Source organism: Rhodococcus sp. DMU1, from assembly GCF_012272955.1.
Classification (GTDB): Bacteria; Actinomycetota; Actinomycetes; order Mycobacteriales; family Mycobacteriaceae; genus Rhodococcus; species Rhodococcus aetherivorans.
In genome coordinates this window covers 5,183,012-5,198,378 of sequence record NZ_CP050952.1, presented here as the reverse complement: position 1 = coordinate 5,198,378, position 15,367 = coordinate 5,183,012, and the positions used below count along the sequence as shown (strand labels likewise).

Here is a 15,367-nt window from a genome sequence, read left to right as displayed (position 1 = left end):
GAACGTCGAGGACAGCAGATTGGCCCCGTACGCCCGCCACGATGGTGACAACTCCAGCGAAGCTTCCGAAGCCGTGGCGCCCCGGCGTGGGGCCCACCGGCGCTCGACCCGGACCGGGCCCGCGCGCCGGTTGCTGACCATCCCCCTGGCGGTCGGCGCCGTGCTCGCGGCCGGCAGCGCCGCGGCCCAGGCGGCGCCCGGGCAACCCCGAGCCGAGGCCGCCCCCGAGCGGCAGCAGCCGACGGTCGGACTCTCGACGGCACCCCAGGTGCTGCAGCTTCCGGACGCCGGCACCGACCGGTACGTCGACCAGCTGCAGCGCGCCGCCGAGCGGGAGGCCGCGCGCCTCGCCGCGGAGGCCGCGGAGCGCCAGCGCGAGGCGGAGCGCCTCGCCCAGCAGGAGGCCGAACGCCTCGCCCAGCAGGAGTCCGAGCGGATCGCACGGGAACTCGCGAGCCGCCCGAGCGCCGTCTTCCCGACCGTCGGGGCGCTGACCTCCGGCTTCGGGCCCCGCTGGGGCACGGCGCACAACGGCATCGACATCGCCAACGCCATCGGCACGCCGATCAAGTCGGTCACCGACGGCACCGTGATCGAATCCGGTCCCGCCTCCGGCTTCGGGCTGTGGGTTCGCATCCAGCAGGACGACGGCACCATCGGCGTCTATGGGCACATCAACGAGTCGCTCGTGTCCGTCGGCCAGCAGGTGCGGGCGGGCGACGTGATCGCCACGATGGGCAACCGAGGCCAGTCCACCGGGCCGCACCTGCACTTCGAGGTGTGGCAGCCGGGCGGCGCCAAGATGGACCCGATGGCCTGGTTCGGCTCGCGCGGGATCTCGGTACCTCAGGCCTCGCGCTCCTAGTCGGGCGCCGGTACGCCGCCCCGTCGGGGGGCGCGGCGCACCGGCGTCCGGCTCACCAGATCCGCACGCGCTCCTCCTGCGCGAGATACAGCGCATCGCCGGGACGCACGTCGAACGCCTCGTAGAAGGCGTCGATGTTGCGTACCACCCCGTTGCAGCGGAACTCCGGCGGCGAGTGCGGGTCCACGGCTAGCCGGCGCAGCGCCTCCTCGTCGCGGACCTTGGTCCGCCACACCTGCGCCCAGCCGAAGAACACCCGCTGCAGGCCCGTGAGGCCGTCGATCACGGGCGCCTCGGCGCCGTCGAGTGCGATCTCGTACGCCTTCAGCGCGATGGACAGCCCGCCGAGGTCGCCGATGTTCTCGCCGATGGTGAAGCTGCCGTTGACGCGATGGCCGGCGAGCGCCTTCGGCTCGAACTCGTCGTACTGCGCGATCAGCGCCGCGGTGCGCTTGCCGAACTCGGTGCGATCGTCGTCGGTCCACCAGTTCTCGAGATTGCCGTCGCCGTCGTACTTGGCGCCCTGATCGTCGAAGCCGTGCCCGATCTCGTGGCCGATGACGGCGCCGATCCCGCCGTAGTTGGCGGCGTCGTCGGCGTGCAGGTCGAAGAACGGCGGTTGCAGGATCGCGGCAGGGAACACGATCTCGTTCATACCCGGGTTGTAGTAGGCGTTGACGGTCTGCGGCGTCATGAACCACTCGTCGCGGTCCACCGGCCCACCGAGCTTGGCCAGGTCGCGGTCGTACTCGGCGGCGTAGCCGCTGCGGTAGTTGCCGACCAGATCGCCCGCGTCGATCGTCACGGCCGAGTAGTCCCGCCACTTGTCCGGGTAGCCGATCTTGGGGGTGAACTTCTCCAGCTTGCGCAGCGCCGCCTCGCGGGTCTGCGGGCTCATCCACTCCAGATCGGCGATGCTGCGCCGGTACGCCTCCTGCAGGTTGGCGACGAGGTGCTGCATGCGGGCCTTGGCCTCGGCCGGGAAGTGCCGTTCCACATACAGCTTGCCGACGGCCTCGCCGAGCAGGTCCTGTACGAGCGCCACGCCGCGCTTCCACCGGTCGCGGATCTCCTGCGCGCCGGTCAGGGTGCGGCCGTAGAACGCGAAGTTCTCGGCGACGAGCGCCTCGGTGAGGTACGGCGCGCGGGCGTGCAGGACCCGCCAGGTGGCCCAAGCCTTCCAGTCCTCGAGGGGCGCGTCGGCCCACAGCCGCGCGAACGTGTCGAGGAAGTCCGGCTGGCGGACCACGATCTCGGCCCACTGCTCCTCGGTGGCGCCGAGCGCGTCGATCCAGCCGCGCCAGTCGAAGCCGGGCCGATCGGAGGTCAGTGCCTCGAATGTCACCAGGTTGTAGGACAGGTCGGCGTCGCGCCGCTTGACCACGTCCCAGTGCCCGGCCGCCAGCCGGGTTTCGAGGTCGAGGACCCGCTGCGGGTCGTGCCCGATGCCCGCCAGCTCGAACATGCGCCCGATGTGCGCGACGTACTGCGCCCGGATCTCGGCGTGGCCGTCCTCGCGGTAGTACGACTCGTCGGGCAGGCCGAGGCCGGACTGCGTCGTGTGCATCAGATAGCGCGACGAGTTCTTCGCGTCGGTGTCGACGTAGTGCGCGACGGCGCCGCCGACCCCGACGCGTTGCAGCCGCCCGAGCACGGCCGCGAGCTCGGCCCGGTCCGCGGCGTCCGCCACGGCGGCCAGCTCGCCGGCGATCGGGCTCAGCCCCGCCGCCTCCACGGCCTCGGTGTTCAGGAAGCTCGCGTACAGGTCGCCGATGCGCTGTGCGTCGGTGCCCCGCTCGGCCGAGGACGCGGCCGCCTCCTCGATGAGGGTGCGGACGTCGACCTCGGCCTTGTCGAACAGCGTGCGGAACGCGCCGTCGAGGGCCCGGTCGGCGGGGATCTCGTGTTCGGCGAGCCAGCGCCCGTTGACGTGCTCGAACAGATCGTCCTGCGCTCGGGTGCTCTCGTCGAGGTGGGTCAGGTCGATGCCCGAGTGCCGAGCCCGGGAATGCTCCACGATGGTCATGTCGTCCATCCTTACACCCATTCTCCGCACCCGGCACGGGCCTGCGCGTGTGCGACCGGCCGTCCCGGCCCGCGACGCGTCCCGCTCGAGTTACCGTGACCGAAGCCTCACAGACACGTGGAAGCGGGGTGAGCATGTGGGTCTGATGGACCCGATCGACGCCGTTCTCATGACGGCGGAGCTGCTGGCCAACCCCATGCACGTCGCGGTGGTGCTGATCCTCGACCCGCCCGAGGATGCCGGCCCGCGGTTCGTCGACGACGCGTACCGGGACGCCCTCGGCCGGGGCGGCGAGGTGGATCCGGTGCTGCGGCGCCGGGCGCACCGGGGAGTGGACACCGGCGGGTGGTGGGCCTGGCGCGACGTGGACGACATCGACCTGAGCTACCACGTGCGGCGGGCGTCGCTGCCGCCGGGCGCCGGACGGGAGGAGTTGTGGCAGCTGGTGGGCGCGTTGCATGCCGAGCCCCTCGACCGCTCCCGCCCGATGTGGGAGGCACACCTCGTCGACGGCCTTCCCGACGGCCGGTACGCGCTCTACATCAAGGTCCACCATGCGGTCCTCGACGGGATCGCGGGCCTGCGGATGATCGAGGAGTCGATGTCGCCGGACCCCGATCGTCGATCGATGTCCCCGTTCTTCGCCACCGGCGGGCGGGACCGGCCCGGGTCCGCGCACGGTGGGCTTCCCACCCCGCTCGCCCTGGCCCGCTCGGCCGTCGGGACGGTCGCCTCCGGGATGGGCCTGGTCCGTCGGACCGTCGAAGGGCAGGTCCGCTCCACGGTGCAGGGCCTGACCACCGACACCACCGTGCTGCCGTTCGCGGCGCCCCGCACCCGGCTCAACGGCCCTCTCGGAGCCGGCCGCAGCTTCGCGGCCGCCGGCTGGCCGAAGGCGCGGCTGCGCGCGATCCAGCACGCGGCGGGGGTGACCGGCAACGACGTCGTCACGGCCGTTGTGGCCGGGGCGTTGCGCTCGTGGTTCGCCGAGCACGACGAACTGCCCGGTGACTCCCTGGTGGCGATCTGCCCGGTCTCGGTACGCGGGCGGCAGGACGGCGGGACGGCGGGCAATGCGTTCGGAACCGCGGTGTGCACCCTGGGCACCGACCTCGCCGATCCGGCCGACCGGCTGGGCCTGATCCACCGGTCGATGCAGGTGGCCAAGGAGCGCGTCGCATCGCTGGGGCCGGTGCCGTCGCTGCTGGTGGCAGCTCCGAGCATCCTGCCGACCATTCTGGTCCCGATGCTCCCGTTCGACCCGAGGGTGCGGCCCGGCTACAACCTCCCGATCTCCAACGTGCCCGGCCCGCGCACCGAGCTGTACTGGAACGGCGCCCACCTCGAGGAGATCTACCCCGTGTCGATCGTGTACGACGGGATGGCTCTCAACGTCACGGTGTGCTCGTATGCCGACCGAGTCGGCTTCGGATATGTGGCCGGTTGGGAAGTAATACCGGACATCGAAGCGTTGATACCTCTGACAGAGCGGTCTCTGTCACAACTGGAGGCCGCGGTAGGAGTGGCGCCATGAGTTCCGACACCGGAGCGACCAGGCGGGTGGACGGCGAGCACCCCCGGACGGAGATGATCGTCGACCCTCGCTTCCTGCCGGTTGCCGACCGGTTCTTCAAGATGTTCCGCGACACCCGGCAGGGCGGCGGGGCGCTGGCCGCGTACCTGCACGGCGAACCGGTGCTCGACATCTGGGCGGGCTGGGCGTCCCGGGACAAGCGCTGGACCCACGACACGGTGGCGCTGTCGTTCTCCACCGGCAAGGGCGTCGCGAGCACCGTGCTGCACCGGCTCGCCGAGCGCGGGCTGGTCGACTACGACGAACCGGTCGCGGCGTACTGGCCCGAATTCGGGGCCGCCGGGAAGGAATCCATCACCGTCCGGGAACTGATGTCGCACCGCGCCGGCCTGCACCGCGCGCGCGGCCTCGTGCCGGGACGCTTCGGGCTGCTCGACTCCGACGCGGTGGCGGCCGCCCTCGCGGCAGCCGCGCCGGACCCGCGCCGGCTCGCCGGCCCCGGCTATCACGCCGTCACCTACGGCAACCTCGTCGCCGAGATCGCCATCCGGGTGACCGGCCTGTCCTTCACCGAGCTGATCGAGCAGGAGATCGCCGGCCCACTCGGTCTGCGCGAGTTCTGGTTCCACGTGCCGCAGGAAGAGCGGCACCGCATCGCCCGGGTGTTTCCCCGGCTGAATCCGACCCCCGCGCCGTGGGCGGTCACCGGCACCGTGCTGTCGCGGCTGCCCGGGTTGCGTGGCGTCGCCGAAGCGGGCATGGCCGAAGGCTTCGACGAGCTGGCCCGCAGCCCCGCGGCGCACGACGCGGTGATGCCGGGGTGGAACGGGGTGTTCACCGCTCGCGCGCTGGCCCGGATGTACGGGGCCCTCGCGAACGCCGGCGAACTCGGCGGGGCGCGGCTGCTGAAGGAGGAGACCCTCGAACAGGTCCTGGAGGTGCAGACCCGTCGCCGCGACTACGTGCTCGGTATCCGCCCGAACTGGCGGCTGGGCTACCACCCGGGCTGGGTCGCCCTGCGCGAGCAGCCGCTGCAGTCGATCGGCCACTTCGGCTTCGGCGGCTCCGGCGCGTTCGCCGATCCGGAAACCGGCCTGTCGATCGCCTTCGTCACCAACCGCCTCGGGAGCGTCACCCCCATCTCGGACATGCGGTTCCCGCGCCTCGGCGCCGCGGGTGTCGTCGTCGCCCGGCAGGCGGCCTGACGGCGGGCTACCTGACGGCCTGCCGAGGAGCCCGCACCCCGTGCCGACCCGGGACCTGTCAGTGGTGCACGCGGCGCCCGGTGACCGCCTCGACCACGAACAGCAGGATCACCGGCGGCTCTGTTCCGAACCACGGATGACGGTGGGAGACTGGGAAGCGCGAAACGGTTTCGTCTGTCCGAGGAGCGCGGCGATGACCACCCACCGAGAACATGCAGGCCACGAACACGCCCACGGCGAGGGCTGCGGGCACGTGGCCGTGCCACACGGCGACCACGTCGACTATGTGCACGACGGGCATCTGCACCGAGTCCACGACGGACACGTCGACGAGTGTGAACCCGCCGAGCATGTGGCCCACGAAGGACACGACCACGTCCACGGTGAAGGCTGCGGGCACGTGGCCGTCCCGCACGGGGATCACCTGGACTACATCCACGACGGGCACCGGCACGCCGCGCACGACGGGCACTACGACGACCACTGACCGGTACGACCTGCGCCCGCCCCTGATGCGACGGTCCGAGCCCGGGGGCCGGACGAGGGTCGTCTCCGCCCGCCGCTCGGCGAGTTGATCGAGCGCGGTCGGAAGCCGACACCTTCAGAGCGAACCCATGTGCACGCTCGCGTGGGCCCGCACCAGGACCGCGCCGTCCGGTGCGGTGAGGTGCGTGTCGATCGAGGCGAGTCGCCGGCCCGCACGGGTGACCTTCGCCTCGACGAGCATGTCGGGCCCCGGCGCCTCGGGTGAGCGCAGGTAGTCGAGGGTCAGGTTCAGCAGCCGGTACTGCCGGCCGGCGGCGGTGAGGGTCTGGGCCGCCAGTTCGGCGACGGCGTCGGCGACGGAGACCAGCACCCCGCCCTGCACCGCCCCCATGGGATTGGCCATCCACTCCACCGGCGGCACCACCGCGGTGACGTGGCCCTTCTCGACGGTCTGCAGGCGGAGGCCGAGTAGTCCCGCGAGCGGTCCGCGGGCCACCGTGCCGGCGGCGATGCCGGAGACTACGTCGAGCCCGGGGCGGTCGGTGAGCTCCGCCGGATCCGTCCAGGGTTCGGGGGTGGGCCGGGACAGACCGGACGCGTCCGCGAACGAGTCTGCGTCGAACACGGCGGGACGATTCACGACCATGGACCGCCCCGTCAGCTGGATCACCAGATCGCCTGCGTCGTCGCGGATCTGCGCGGTGCTCAGTGCCGTGTCCTCGTCCACGTGGACGGCGCGGCCGGTACCGTGCAGATTCCCCTGGGCGGAAATCGGATTCGCGGTCGACGCACTGAGTTGGGTGAGTACGGACCGGGTGTCGCGGCCCTGGCCCCGCCACACGAGGTGCGGGGCGGCGCCGAGCACGACGTCGGTGAGCACACCGACGGACCCGACGGTGGTGCGGCCGCGGTGGTCGAGAAACCGGTTGCCGAGCGGTTGGCGGAACGCCACCGTTCGGGGCTCCCCGGTCACGGTGTCGATACCCATGAAGGCGTTGAGGCGATCGGTTTCGGGGGCGGTGACGGTCACGGGAGGCATCCTGGGATCGGGAGGGACGGAGCGAGGGTTCGCTCGGTCACCGTACCGAGGCCGGGACCGGGGCGTCCCGCCCACCCCGGTCAGCCGAGATGCGCGTGCATCTCCCACACGAGGATCTCCGCGGCCGTGTCGGTGTGGATCCGCTGTCCGCCGGACCCGGTCAGTCGCACGGCGTCACCCTCCCGCAGGGTGCCGGCGCCCTCGAGCTCGGCCGTGCCCTGGGCGACGAACACGTGCAGGTACGGCGCATCGGGTAGGGCGACCGTCCGGCCCGGCTGCAGCCGGGCGACCGACAGCCCGGCGTACCTGTTGTGGATGCGGATGGCGGCGTGGTCGCGGTGCTCGGGGATCCCGGTCGCGACGGGCACCAGTCCGCCGCGCATCAGCTCGTCGTCGATCTCGAGCTGTTCGTAGCCGGGGGTGATGCCCGACTCGTCCGGGACCACCCACATCTGGATGAAGCGCACCGGTTCGGCGTGCTCCCCGGCGTGCAGCCCCGTGACGCCGGGCAGTCGCCAGGAGTCGTTCTTCTCCGAGTGCAGGATGCCCGTCCCGGCGCTCATCCGTTGCGCCAGGCCGGGGTAGATGACGCCGGAGTGCCCGATCGAGTCCTGGTGCACGAGGCTGCCGCGCAGCACCCAGGTCACGATCTCCATGTCGCGGTGCGGATGCGTGTCGAAGCCCTGGCCCGGCAGGACGGTGTCGTCGTTGCTGACCAGCAGCAGCCCGTGGTGGGTGTTGTCCGGGTCGTAGTGGTGCCCGAAGGAGAACGAGTGCTTCGAATCGAGCCAGGAGATCTTCGTCGTCAGCCGGTCCTCGGCGCGCCGGATGTCGATGGTCGGGGCGTCGGTCATGGTGTCTCCTCGAAAGGTATCGCGGTTCAGGGTACGGAGCGGAACGGGGCGCGGACGGGCCGGGCCGCGCAGCTTTCGGATGCGCGCCCCGGTCCCGGCGCGCGTTACGGCAACTGCTCGTGTTCGGCCGGGACGGTCCCGAGCCGGCCGGCCTGGAAGTCCTCGAACGCCTGGATGATCTCGGCCTTGGTGTTCATCACGAACGGCCCGTACATCGCCACGGGCTCGCGGATCGGCCGCCCGCCGAGCAGGAATACCTCGAGCGACGCGGTGCGCGAGTCCTGGGTGGCGGCGGCGGTGAACGTGACGCTGTCGCCGTTGGGTCCGAACACGGCGGTCTGTCCCGCCCGGATCGGTGCGCGCTCCGCGCCGACGGTGCCGTCCCCGGCGAGCACGTAACCGAGCGCGTTGTACTCCCGGCGCCACGGCAGGGTCACCGAGGCGCCGGGCGCGACGGTCAGGTGGGCGAGGGCGATCGGGGTGTGGGTGACGCCGGGGCCGCGCACCCCGCCGATCTCGCCGGCGACGACGCGGACGAGGGCGCCGCCGTCGGGGGAGGAGGCCAGGGCCACCTGGCTGCCGGAGATGTCCTGGTATCGGGGCTGCGCCATCTTGTTGTCCCGGGGCAGGTTCACCCACAACTGCACGCCGTGGAACAGGCCGCCGCTGGCCACGACATGTTCCGGCGGGGCCTCGATGTGCAGGATGCCCGACCCCGCCGTCATCCACTGGGTGTCGCCGCCGCCGATGGTGCCGCCGCCGCCGTTGGAGTCCTTGTGCTCCAGGATCCCGTCGATCATGTAGGTGACGGTCTCGAAGCCGCGGTGCGGGTGCCACGGGGTGCCCTTGGGTTCACCGGGTGCGTACTGCACCTCGCCCATCTGGTCCATGTGGATGAACGGATCGAGGAAGCGCTGGTCGATGCCTGCGAATGCCCGGCGCACGGGGAAACCCTCACCCTCGTATCCGACGGGGGCGGTACGGACGCCGAGGACGGGACGGGCGGGGGCGTCGGGCGCGGGGGACGGGATGCGGGGCAGGGTGAGGATGTTGTCTACGGTCACCGCGGGCATGGCGGGCTCCTTCGGCATGTAGTTGACTGTTCAACTACTCTAACCGACCGGCCGGGGGATTTGTTCCTGCCGTGCGACGGGCGCGAGCCGGCCGGTCCGGAAACGGCAAACCCCCTGCCCGAGGGGAGGGGAGGGCAGGGGGTCCGCGCCGGGCGCGTGACGCCCGGCGCCACGTCCCGCCTACGGGGGGAGGGAGGTGGGACGCGGTGTCTGTGACGGCCGATCGTCTCCGTCGGCCGGATGAAGCCAGGATACATACCCGCTGGGGTATGGTCCATCGCTTCGGTGCGCTGAGCGCCGGCCGCAGAGCATAGTTCCTCGCACGGCTCTGCGCCGGGATTTCGGCGATCCCGGGCGGGCGATGAATTTCCCGCTGCCGGGTGGTCTACCTGCTCGACACCCTCACACGAGGTACCGTCCGCCCGCCCACACGCAAGGAGTTGAAGATGTCCCGCATGCTCTTCGCCAACCTGGCCGTCAAGGATGTCGCCGCCACCCGCACGTTCTTCGACGCTCTCGGCTTCACCTTCAACGAGATGTTCTGCGACGCCAACACCGCCTGCCTCGAGATCAACGAACAGACCTACGTGATGCTCCTCGAGGAGCCGCGCTTCCGCGATTTCATCACCGGCGACATCTGCGACACCGCCACGGCCCGTGAGGTGCTCATGAGCGTGTCCGCCGAGAGCCGCGACGAGGTCGACCGGCTCGTCGACGCCGCGCTCGCCGCCGGTGGCAGCGACTGGATCACCGCCGGGTCGGAGGAGATGAAGACCGACTTCATGTACGGCCGGGCCTTCCGCGACCTCGACGGGCACGTCTGGGAGGTCATGTGGATGGACGTCGAGGCCGCGGCCGCCGCGATGGGACCCCAGGCCGAGACGTCCGTGCAGACGTAGCGGCCGGCGTCAGGGGTGCTCGGGCAGCCCGAACAGGGCGAACAGCTCGGTGTCGAAGAACACCGTCACATGCACTACCCGGTCGCCCACGACATCGAGCACCTGCAGCTGAAACGGATGGTGCTGCCCGTCCTCGCCTCTCATGTAGAGGCCGAGGGCGGGCTGCCCGTTCGCCACCGTCGGCAGCAGAACCTGGTCTCCCGGCCCGCTCGCCGGGCAATGCGTCCGGATGAGGGTCCCGATCGCCTCGGCACCGCGGTACCAGCCCTCGAACGGCGGCATCTCCCAGACCGCCTCCTGGGTGAGCATCTCGACGATCGAATCGATGTCGTACTTCTCGAACCCCTCGACCCAGCGCCGCACCAGCGCCTGCGCCTCCGGGCTCTCCGGCTCGACCAGATTCTCCTTCGTCACCTGCGCCTGCTGCAGCTGCGCGCGGGCCCGCTGGAGCAGGCTGTTCACGGCGGCCGTCGAGGTGTCCAGCGCGGTGGCCACCTCCGTCGCCCGCCACTGCAGCACGTCCCTCAGCAGCAACACTGCCCGCTGCCGCGCCGACAGATGCTGCAGCGCCGCCACGAACGCCAGACGGATGGACTCGCGCGAGGTCACGATCGCGGCCGGGTCCGTCGGGTCGTCCGGCCGACCGTCGTCGCCGAGGGATCCGCCGGGAATCGGCTCGAGCCACGGCACTTCCCCGCGCTCGACGAGGTCGTCGACCGGATCCGAACTCGGCGCCCCCAGCCCCGTCGGCAGCGGCCGGCGCGACCGGCCCTCCAGCGCGGTCAGGCACACGTTGGTCGCGATGCGGTGCAGCCACGTCCGCAGCGACGAGCGGCCGCCGAAGTTGGCGTAGCCGCGCCAGGCGCGCAGGTACGTCTCCTGCACGAGGTCCTCTGCGTCGTGGATCGAGCCACTCATCCGGTAACAGTGCGCCAGCAGCTCACGCCGGTACGGACCGGCGAGCGTCAGAAAGTCGTCCTGCGAATCGAGAACCTGCTCCGTCATGGTGTGCCCCCGCCTGCCCGTCGGTCCGAAGTGCAGTTACGAGCGTGAGCGTAGCCCTGGGGGCCGACAGGAAACAGGGTCTCGAACTATCTGTGCACTCCGGGTACCGTCCAGTAACTGCCCCCGGCCGACAGCCCCGCCGGCAGGCAGCAAGGACGAGGGGGACGCGTGCCCGACATCGCGCCACGACCGACAGGCCCGTACGCCGGGGGACCGCCCGCGTCGGCCCTGCACGTCGACATGCCCCCGCTCGAGCGTTTCGGTCTGCGCGAAGCCGGCCGCACGGTCGTCGTCGCCGTGGTGCTCGTCGTCAGCGTGCTGCTGAAGCTGCTGGCCTGGCCGCTGCGACCCGACGGGCGCGGCCCGGCCGACGCCGCCGCCGAGGGCACCGTCGACGCATTCGAGATCCTCGGCCCCACGTTCGTCAAGCTCGGCCAGCTCATGGCGTCGTCGTCCGGTGTGTTCCCCAAGCCGCTGGCCGACGCGTGCCTGCGCTGCCTGGACGACGTCGCGCCCGTCTCCGCGGACCAGGCCCGCGCCGTGATCGAGGAAGACCTCGGGCATCCCGTCGGCGAACTGTTCGCCCGGTTCGACGACCTGCCGCTGGCCGCCGCGTCCGTCGGCCAGGTGCACGCGTGCGTGCTGCACGACGGGCGGGAGGCGGTCGTGAAGGTGCAGCGGCCCGGCATCGCCCACCGCATGCTCATCGACCTGCGTGCGGCCTACCTCGGCGCGCGCCTGCTGCAGGCCTTCGAGTTCTTCCGCATCGCGAACGCCACCGCCATCATCCGCGACCTGCACTCGTCCACGATGACCGAACTCAACAGTGCGGTCGAGGCGGACCGGCAGAGCCGGTTCCGGGAGTGCATCGGCGCGTTCGGGGACAACACGGCCGTCACCACGCCGCAGGTGTACTGGGACTACTGCGGGCCGCGCGTGATCTGCATGGAACGCCTTCGCGGTGTGCCCATGGACCGCGTGCCCGCCGACGCCGGCATCGACACCCGCCTGCTCATCCGCCGCGGGGTGAAGGTATGGATCGAATCGGTCGTCCTGCACGGGCCGTTCCACGGCGACGTGCACGCCGGGAACCTGTGGCTGCTCGACGACGGCCGCCTCGCCTTCCTGGACTTCGGAATCGTCGGCGAGCTGCCCGAGCACTGGCGCGCCATCCTGCGCGACCTGTTCCGCGCGACCGCCATCGACGGGGACTTCGCCCGCGTGGCGCAAGGCATCCGCGCACTCGGCTACACCAGCGGACTCGATGCCGACGACGCCGAGATCGGCCGGCAGGTGGCGCAGGCCCTCGCTCCGCTCCTCGGCCGCGACCTCGGACAGCTCCGGCTCAGCGAACTCATCGTCGCGCTGATCCGGCTCGGCAAGCAATGGGGGATCGCCAGCCCGGAGGAACTGGTGCTGTTCGGCAAGCAGCTCGGCTACTTCGAGCGCTACGCCACCGCCCTCGCCCCCGGCTGGGTCATCGGCCAGGACCTGTACCTGCTGCGCAACGTCTTCCCGGAGGAGGTGGCGCGCCGCGCCGGCGAGCAGGGGCTCGAGCTACCCGCGTAGCGCGGGCGCGCGGGGCGCGGGGCGCGGGGGCGAGCGAATGTATCGTTCAGCTCCTCACGTCGACAGCATGGTCCATTCGCTCGGTTCGAGCCGGGGCGGCCCGACGGGTGCGGAGTGCGCCGGGCGCGTCAGCCCACATGCGTGACGGGTATCGAAGCCCCGGTGACGGCGGCGCCGTCGTCGGAGAGCAGGAACCGGATCACGCGCGCGATCTCGGCGGGCTGCGACCACGAGCGCCGGTTCGCGTCGGGCATCGCCGCCCGGTTCGCGGGCGTGTCGATGACGACGGGCAGCAGCGCGTTGACCCGGACGCCGTCGGTGGCGTACTCGACGGCCAGGGTCTCGACCAGTGCGGTCACGGCGGCCTTCGACGCGACGTAGGCGGCGCCCCCGGCGAACGGCCGCTTCGTCGCCGCGGTCGACATGCAGACCACCGACCCACCGCTGCCCGCGAGCAGGTGCGGCAGCGCCGCGCGGGTCACGGCGTAGGCGGTGCGCACGTTGAGATCCAGCTGGGCGTCGAGGACCTCGATCGGAGTCTCGTGCACCCGCGGCCCCGAGGTGAACCCGCCCACCAGATTCACCACACCGAACAGGGGCGCGGATTCCTCGGCCGCCGCGAGCGAGACGGCCTGCCGCAGCTGCGTCTCGTCGGACAGGTCCGCCTCCACGAGATGCAGACTCGGATGGTCCGCGAGCCGGCCGAGTTCGGTACGAGCCACCCAGGGGACCACGACCCGCCAGCCGGTCTCGAGCAGATGCGTCGTGACGGCGGCACCGAGCCCGCCGGTGCCGCCGGTGACGAGCGCGGTCCGGATCGCGGTCATGGGAATCCTCTCGGCCGAGCGGACGGATGCCCGTCCACGATAGGCGTCGGACGTGCCCGCGCATCGCGATACCGAGCCACACGTGCCGGTTCCGGACATCGACAACCGTCCCGGCGGTTGTCGATGTCCGAAACATGCACTCCGATAGTCGAATCCGGATCGCCGACGGACGGGGGTGGTCCTATGCCGTGCGCGACGCCGCGTACGCGCCCTGCCACACCGTGTCGAACGGCGTGTGCGCCCCGACCCGGCCCTCGATGCCGGCGGTGACGAAGTCCTTCGCCAGCGCGACGGCGGCGGGCACGTCGGCGCCCTTGGCGAGTTCGGCGGTCACGGCCGCGGCGAGCGTGCAGCCGGCGCCGGAGACCCGTTCCCGGCCGACCTTCGGCGCGGAGAACACGGTGACCTCCACACCGTCGAAGAGCACGTCGACGGCGTCGTCGCCGGCCAGCTCCACGCCGCCCTTGGCCAGGACGTACCGCGGGCCGAGGGCGTGGATGCGGCGGGCGGCCTCGACGAGGTCGTCGACGGTGTCGATGCGGTCCATCCCCGCCAGGGTGCGGGCCTCGAACAGGTTGGGGGTGACCACCGTGGCCAGGGGCAGCACGGCCTCGCGCAGTGCGTTGTCGGTGTCGAGCGCGGCGCCGGGCTCCTGACCCTTGCAGATCAGCACCGGGTCCAGGACGACGTGCCGCCACGACCGGCGACGCAGGCCCTCGGCGACCACCTCGATGGTCGAGGGGGTGCCGAGCATGCCGATCTTGACGACGTCGAGGTCGTGGGCCGCGGTGGCGGCCTCGATCTGGTCCGCGATGACCTCGGGCGCGATCGGGACGAAGCGGTGCGACCAGTCGTTCCGCGGGTCGAACGAGACGATGCAGGTGGTGGTGCCGACGCCGTAGACGCCCAGCTCCTGGAATGTCTTCAGATCCACCTGCAACCCTGCGCCGCCGGTGGCTTCGGACCCGGCGATGACATAGGCGAGGTCGACCACGATGTACTCCAATCCGATGGGGGACAGACTGCGTGCCGGACCCGCAAGGTACCGGCACGTCGGGGGAGACCGCGGCTGCCCGCGACGTCGTCGCCGGGTTCGCACGATCGGTCCCGGCACCAGGCTAGCGCGCCCGGCCGTGCGTCCCGGCCGGACGACCCGCGCCGATGACCGGCGTCACATGCGGCCCGGCGCATGTCGGTGCGGTGCGGCACCATGGGAATCGACCGGTCGAGGCACGACGACAGAAGGTGGGCGGCATGTGCGGTCGGTATGCGAGCACGGTCACCGATCAGGAACTGCGCTCCCTGTTCGACGTGGTGGAGACGGTGGGCGAGCCGCTGCCCCCGTCGTACAACGTCGCGCCGACGCAGACGGTGCGGGTGGTGCTCGAGCGCGCCCCGAAGGACGATCCGGGCGGGGAGGCGGTGCGTCAGCTCCGGTCCGCCCGGTGGGGGCTGGTGCCGTCGTGGGCCAAGGACCCGAAGATCGGCAACCGGCTGATCAATGCCCGCTGCGAGACGATCACCGAGAAACCGTCGTTCAAGGCCGCGGCCGCCCGGCGACGGTGCATCCTGCCGGCCGACGGGTACTTCGAGTGGCAGAAACGCGAGGACGGCACCAAGGTGCCGTACTTCCTGCACGGCGACGGCGTGCTCGGAATGGCCGGCCTGTACGAGCTGTGGCCGGATCCGAGCCTGCCGGACGACCATCCCGACAAGTGGCTGTGGACCGTCACGGTGCTGACGACGGAGGCCACCGACGCCGCCGGGCAGATCCACGAGCGGTGCCCGCTGGTGCTGCCGCCGTCCTTCCACGACGTGTGGCTCGATCCGGCCCTCACCGACCGCGACGACGTCGACGCGCTGATCGCCTCCGTCCCCGAACCCCACCTGGAGCCCTACGAGGTCGGCACCGCGGTCAACAACCCTCGCAACAACCGCCCGGAACTGCTCGAGCCGGTGTGAGCGGCGCGGGGCCACCGGGGCTC

14 protein-coding genes are annotated in these 15,367 nt (G+C 71.5%); 7 read left to right on the top strand and 7 right to left on the bottom strand.

Translation table 11 applies throughout. From position 1 onward, the window contains the following. The first annotated feature begins 130 nt into the window (after positions 1-130). Complete coding sequence (locus tag HFP48_RS23665) at positions 131-865, top strand: M23 family metallopeptidase (protein ID WP_006947325.1); 735 nt, start codon at positions 131-133, stop codon at positions 863-865. A gap of 52 nt (positions 866-917) precedes the next feature. On the opposite strand, the gene HFP48_RS23660 is transcribed toward HFP48_RS23665, so the two are convergent. Continuing rightward, entirely contained in the window at positions 918-2,891 is a 1,974-nt protein-coding gene (locus HFP48_RS23660; RefSeq protein ID WP_043802764.1) for a M13 family metallopeptidase, read from the bottom strand. 136 nt (positions 2,892-3,027) lie between these two features. On the opposite strand from HFP48_RS23660, the gene HFP48_RS23655 reads away from it, so the two are divergent. The 3 genes from HFP48_RS23655 to HFP48_RS31730 all read left to right on the top strand — a co-directional run bounded on the left by HFP48_RS23655 (position 3,028) and on the right by HFP48_RS31730 (position 6,117). Continuing rightward, a complete protein-coding gene (locus HFP48_RS23655) occupies positions 3,028-4,425 on the top strand; it encodes a wax ester/triacylglycerol synthase family O-acyltransferase (protein ID WP_168580137.1) in 1,398 nt (465 codons plus the stop codon). Next, positions 4,422-5,630 (top strand): serine hydrolase domain-containing protein, encoded by a 1,209-nt coding sequence (locus HFP48_RS23650; protein WP_029546261.1) that lies wholly within the window; start codon positions 4,422-4,424, stop codon positions 5,628-5,630. Before HFP48_RS23655 ends, HFP48_RS23650 begins: the two co-directional genes overlap by 4 nt. A gap of 193 nt (positions 5,631-5,823) precedes the next feature. Then, positions 5,824-6,117 carry a hypothetical protein gene (locus HFP48_RS31730; protein WP_037201177.1) on the top strand — a complete coding sequence of 98 codons (294 nt, stop codon included), beginning with the start codon at positions 5,824-5,826 and terminating at the stop codon, positions 6,115-6,117. Between the two features lie 114 nt (positions 6,118-6,231). Here HFP48_RS31730 and HFP48_RS23640 read toward each other — a convergent pair whose 3' ends face one another. The 3 genes from HFP48_RS23640 to HFP48_RS23630 form a co-directional block, all read right to left on the bottom strand. Beyond that, the gene (locus tag HFP48_RS23640; protein ID WP_043802756.1) at positions 6,232-7,155 is read right to left on the bottom strand and encodes a PaaI family thioesterase; all 924 of its coding nucleotides are present in this window, start codon (positions 7,153-7,155) and stop codon (positions 6,232-6,234) included. A gap of 80 nt (positions 7,156-7,235) precedes the next feature. Then, on the bottom strand, positions 7,236-8,009 hold the full coding sequence (locus HFP48_RS23635) for a pirin-like bicupin family protein (protein ID WP_161995806.1): 774 nt from the start codon (positions 8,007-8,009) through the stop codon (positions 7,236-7,238). A gap of 104 nt (positions 8,010-8,113) precedes the next feature. Beyond that, positions 8,114-9,082: a pirin family protein gene (locus tag HFP48_RS23630; RefSeq protein ID WP_006947342.1), complete on the bottom strand. Its 969-nt coding sequence runs from the start codon at positions 9,080-9,082 to the stop codon at positions 8,114-8,116. Between the two features lie 446 nt (positions 9,083-9,528). Here HFP48_RS23630 and HFP48_RS23625 point away from each other — a divergent pair, with 446 nt between their 5' ends. Continuing rightward, positions 9,529-9,981, top strand: coding sequence for a VOC family protein (locus HFP48_RS23625; RefSeq protein WP_029546253.1), 453 nt, complete (start codon positions 9,529-9,531; stop codon positions 9,979-9,981). A gap of 9 nt (positions 9,982-9,990) precedes the next feature. Here HFP48_RS23625 and HFP48_RS23620 read toward each other — a convergent pair whose 3' ends face one another. Further along, the gene (locus HFP48_RS23620; RefSeq protein ID WP_006947344.1) at positions 9,991-10,986 is read right to left on the bottom strand and encodes a sigma-70 family RNA polymerase sigma factor; all 996 of its coding nucleotides are present in this window, start codon (positions 10,984-10,986) and stop codon (positions 9,991-9,993) included. Between the two features lie 168 nt (positions 10,987-11,154). Here HFP48_RS23620 and HFP48_RS23615 point away from each other — a divergent pair, with 168 nt between their 5' ends. Continuing rightward, positions 11,155-12,555 (top strand): AarF/UbiB family protein, encoded by a 1,401-nt coding sequence (locus HFP48_RS23615; RefSeq protein ID WP_006947345.1) that lies wholly within the window; start codon positions 11,155-11,157, stop codon positions 12,553-12,555. A 128-nt stretch (positions 12,556-12,683) separates the two neighbouring features. Here HFP48_RS23615 and HFP48_RS23610 read toward each other — a convergent pair whose 3' ends face one another. Together HFP48_RS23610 and thiD are read right to left on the bottom strand one after the other, a co-directional pair. Next, a complete protein-coding gene (locus HFP48_RS23610; RefSeq protein WP_050035945.1) occupies positions 12,684-13,382 on the bottom strand; it encodes an SDR family oxidoreductase in 699 nt (232 codons plus the stop codon). Positions 13,383-13,563: 181 nt separating this feature from the next. After that, positions 13,564-14,376, bottom strand: a complete 813-nt coding sequence (gene thiD, locus HFP48_RS23605) for a bifunctional hydroxymethylpyrimidine kinase/phosphomethylpyrimidine kinase (protein ID WP_050036445.1) — start codon at positions 14,374-14,376, stop codon at positions 13,564-13,566. 260 nt (positions 14,377-14,636) lie between these two features. On the opposite strand from thiD, the gene HFP48_RS23600 reads away from it, so the two are divergent. Continuing rightward, positions 14,637-15,344 (top strand): SOS response-associated peptidase, encoded by a 708-nt coding sequence (locus HFP48_RS23600; RefSeq protein WP_044476587.1) that lies wholly within the window; start codon positions 14,637-14,639, stop codon positions 15,342-15,344. Positions 15,345-15,367 lie beyond the last annotated feature (23 nt).